This window comes from Pseudonocardia sp. SID8383, assembly GCF_009864975.1.
GTDB lineage: Bacteria > Actinomycetota > Actinomycetes > Mycobacteriales > Pseudonocardiaceae > Pseudonocardia > Pseudonocardia alni.
The window spans coordinates 1-3,991 of record NZ_WWFY01000278.1 but is presented as its reverse complement, the minus strand read 5'-3'; the positions used below and the strand labels follow the sequence as shown (position 1 = coordinate 3,991).

5 protein-coding genes are annotated in these 3,991 nt (G+C 73.2%); all 5 read left to right on the top strand.

Annotated elements, in window-relative coordinates:
- The coding region (locus GTW08_RS06770) for an efflux RND transporter periplasmic adaptor subunit (RefSeq protein ID WP_161151586.1) at positions 1 to 577 on the top strand (577 nt) is incomplete at its 5' end.
- A 144-nt stretch (positions 578 to 721) separates the two neighbouring features.
- On the top strand, positions 722 to 928 hold the full coding sequence (locus tag GTW08_RS06765) for a hypothetical protein (RefSeq protein WP_161151585.1): 207 nt from the start codon (positions 722 to 724) through the stop codon (positions 926 to 928).
- 175 nt (positions 929 to 1,103) lie between these two features.
- Positions 1,104 to 2,498: an ethanolamine permease gene (eat, locus tag GTW08_RS06760; RefSeq protein WP_161151584.1), complete on the top strand. Its 1,395-nt coding sequence runs from the start codon at positions 1,104 to 1,106 to the stop codon at positions 2,496 to 2,498.
- Positions 2,495 to 3,871, top strand: a complete 1,377-nt coding sequence (locus GTW08_RS06755; protein WP_161151583.1) for an ethanolamine ammonia-lyase subunit EutB — start codon at positions 2,495 to 2,497, stop codon at positions 3,869 to 3,871. The genes eat and GTW08_RS06755 overlap by 4 nt, the downstream gene beginning before the upstream one ends.
- A partial coding sequence (locus tag GTW08_RS32880) for an ethanolamine ammonia-lyase light chain EutC (RefSeq protein WP_346009867.1) occupies positions 3,778 to 3,991 on the top strand: 214 nt, incomplete at its 3' end. The genes GTW08_RS06755 and GTW08_RS32880, both read left to right, overlap by 94 nt.

Genomic DNA, 3,991 nt, shown 5'->3' with positions numbered 1-3,991 from the left:
GGCCTCGGGCGGCGCGGGGGCCGCCGGTGGCGGCGCGTCCGCGGCGGGCGGGGCGCCGTTCCTCACCCTCAACGACCTGCAGACCTATCAGCTGATCGTCCCGTTCGAGGAGAGCGACGCCGCGCGGGTCGCGCCGAACCAGACCGTCGACGTCACCGTCGACGCGCTGCCCGGGGTGAGCCTGCCGGCGACCGTGGTGGCCGTCGCGCCGACCGCGACGCAGCTGTCGGGCGTCGTGAGCTACTACGCGACCGTCGTGCTGAACCGCACCGACCCGCAGCTGCGCGACGGCCAGACCGCGCAGGCCGACGTGCGCACCGAGGCCCGCAACGGGGTGCTGCGGGTGCCGAACACCGCCGTCCGGCAGGAGGGCGGCCGCTCGGTCGTCGACGTGCCCGGCGACGACGGCGCCGCGGTGACCCGGCAGTTCGTCCCCGGCCTGGTGGGCGACCAGTTCACCGAGGTGCGGTCCGGCCTCGACGACGGCCAGCAGGTCCTGCTGCCGCAGGCCACCGTCGAGGCGACGCCGGGCCGTCCTGGCGGCGGGCCCGGCGGGGGTGGCCAGGGCGGGAACTGACCGCCGCGGGATCACGCTCGGCGGCCCGCTCGCCCGTTCACCGAGTCACGGGTGTCGGTCGTTCGGTCCCGCAACGATCACTGCCAGGCTGGCCCACGCACATCCGTAGGACGCGGCCCCGGGCCGCATCGGGAAGGAGCAGTCGTGGGCGACATCGCCGGCAAGGTCGACAAGGCGTACGAGGGCAAGGGCGTCGAGGAGCTGGCCGACGCCCCCGTCGACGCGCTGAAGGGCGTCTCCGAGGGCGACGCGAAGCTCCTCAAGGAGGCGTTCAACATCACGACCGTCCGTGACCTGGGCACCAACAAGTTCTTCCTCTGGGCGCAGGCGATCAGCAAGCTCGCGGACTGAGCACCCCGGTGCGGGGCGGTGCGGGCGCCACCGCCCCGCACCGCCCCGCACCCCGCGGCGGACACACACTCTTCACACGGTTACCCCGCGCGGCCCTACCCCGGTCCGGCCCGCACTCCCTAGCTTGTCCCCACACCGACGGTTCCGTCGGCGAGGACGTGCCCGGGAGGACGCCATGGCCCACGATCCGTCGGAGTACCTGGAACGACGACAGCTGCGGACCGGGGCGGCGGGCTGGGTCCTGCTCGCCGGGCTCGGCGTCAGCTACGTCATCTCCGGCGACTACTCCGGCTGGAACTTCGGCCTCGCCCAGGGCGGGTTCGGCGGGCTGCTGATCGCCGGTGTCGTCATCGCGGGCATGTACTTCGCGATGGTGCTGGGCATGGCCGAGCTGTCCTCGGCGCTGCCCGCCGCGGGCGGCGGCTACACCTTCGCCCGCCGCGCGCTGGGCCCGTGGGGCGGGTTCGCGACCGGCACCGCGATCCTCATCGAGTACGCCATCGCCCCCGCGGCGATCGCCACCTTCATCGGCGCCTACGTCGAGTCACTCGGCCTGTTCGGGATCACCGACGGCTGGTGGGTCTACCTCGCCGCCTACCTGGTGTTCATCGGTATCCACATCGCCGGGGTCGGCGAGGCCCTCAAGGTCATGTTCGTGATCACCGCGATCGCCGTTCTCGGGCTGCTGATCTTCGCCGTCGCCGCCGTGCCGCTGTTCGACGCCGCGAACCTCGTCGACATCGCGCCGACCGCGGCCGCCGGGGCGTCACCGTTCCTGCCGTTCGGCTACCTGGGGATCTGGTCGGCGGTGCCGTTCGCGATCTGGTTCTTCCTCGCGCTGGAGGGCGTCCCGCTGGCCGCGGAGGAGGCACGCGACCCCGAGCGCAACGTGCCCCGCGGGATCGTCGCCGCGATGCTGGTCCTGCTCGTCACCGGGGCGCTGGTGCTGGTCCTCGCGACCGGCGCGCTCGGCGCGCAGGCGCTGTCGGAGTCGGGCAACCCGCTCGTCGAGGCGCTCGGCGGGTCGACCGCCGGGGTCGTCGTCAACTACGTCGGTCTGGCCGGGCTCGTCGCGAGCTTCTTCTCCATCATCTACGCCTACTCCCGCCAGACCTTCGCGCTGTCGCGTGCCGGGTACCTGCCGCGGGTGCTGTCGGTGACCAACAGCCGCAAGGCGCCCACCCTCGCCCTGATCGTCCCCGGCGCGATCGGGTTCCTGCTCTCGCTGACCGGGCAGGGGGACGTGCTGCTGAACATGGCGGTCTTCGGGGCCGCGCTGTCGTACGTGCTGATGATGGTCAGCCACATCGTGCTGCGCCGGACCGCGCCGGAGATGCCGCGGCCCTACCGGACCCCCGGCGGCGTCGTCACGACCGGGTTCGCGCTGGTCGTCGCCGTGCTCGCCGTCATCGCGACGTTCCTCGTCGACCCGGTCGCGGCGGGCGCGACCCTCGGCGCCTTCGCCCTGTTCATGCTGTACTTCGCGCTCTACTCCCGACACCACCTGGTCGCCGCGGCCCCCGACGAGGAATTCGCGGCGCTGGCACAGGCGGAGGCCGAGCTCACGTGACGACCCGCAGGGCCTCCGTCGGGGGGCACACCCACGAGTTCGCGGACCTGCGGGCGCTGCTGGCCGCCGCCACCCCGGAACGCTCCGGGGACGTGCTGGCCGGTGTCGCCGCCCGCTCGGAGTCCGAGCGCGTGGCCGCCCAGACGGTGCTCGCCGACCTGCCGCTCGCGACGTTCCTGACCGAGCAGGTCGTCCCCTACGAGGACGACGAGGTGACCCGGTTGATCGTCGACTCGCACGACCGCGCGGCGTTCGCCCCGGTCGCGTCGATGACCGTCGGCGGGTTCCGTGAGCACCTGCTCGACCCGTCCACCGACACCACCGCACTCGCGCCCGGCCTGACCCCGGAGATGGTCGCGGCGACGGCCAAGCTGATGCGGCTGCAGGACCTGATCGCCGTCGCGCGGCGCACCCCGGTCGTCACCGCGTTCCGCTCGACGGTCGGGCTGCCCGGCACGATGGCGACCCGGCTGCAGCCCAACCACCCCACCGACGACCCGGCCGGGGTGACCGCGTCCATCGTCGACGGGCTGCTGCTCGGCTGCGGCGACGCCGTCATCGGCATCAACCCGGCGACCGACTCGCCGCAGCGCACCACCGACCTGCTGCACCTGATCGACGAGGTGCGCACCCGCTACGACATCCCCACCCAGTCCTGCGTGCTCGCCCACGTCACGACCTCCATCGAGATCATGGAGCGCGGTGCCCCGGTGGACCTGGTGTTCCAGTCCGTCGCCGGCACCGAGGCGGCGAACACCGGGTTCGGGGTGACCCTGGCGATGCTGCGCGAGGCACACGACGCGGCGCTGTCGCTGGGCCGGGGCACCGTCGGCACGAACTGCATGTACTTCGAGACCGGGCAGGGCTCCGCGCTGTCCGCCGACGCCCACCACGGCGTCGACCAGCAGACCCTCGAAGCCCGCGCCTACGCCGTGTGCCGGGCGTTCGACCCGCTTCTGGTCAACACCGTCGTCGGGTTCATCGGGCCGGAGTACCTCCACGACGGCAAGCAGATCACCCGCGCCGGTCTGGAGGACCACCTGTGCGGGAAGCTGCTGGGTGTCCCGATGGGCGTCGACGTCTGCTACACCAACCACGCCGAGGCCGACGCCGACGACACCGACGCCCTGCTCACCCTGCTCGGCGCGGCCGGTTGCTCATTCGTGATCTGCGTGCCCGGCGGCGACGACGTGATGCTCCACTACCAGTCGCTGTCCTTCCACGACGCGCTCTACGCCCGTCAGGTGCTGGGCCTGCGTCCCGCCCCCGAGTTCGAGGGGTGGCTGTCCACCATGGACATGCTGGCACCGGACGGACGGCTCAAGGAGCTGGCCCCCGCGGCGGTCCGTGCGCTGACGGCAGGTGTGGGGTGAGCGCGGCGGACCCGCTGGAGCTGCTGCGGGCCTCCACCCGGGCGCGGGTGGCGCTCGGGCGGGCCGGGGACGCGCTGCCGACCGCGCGGCTGCTGGAGCTGCGCGCCGCGCACGCCGCGG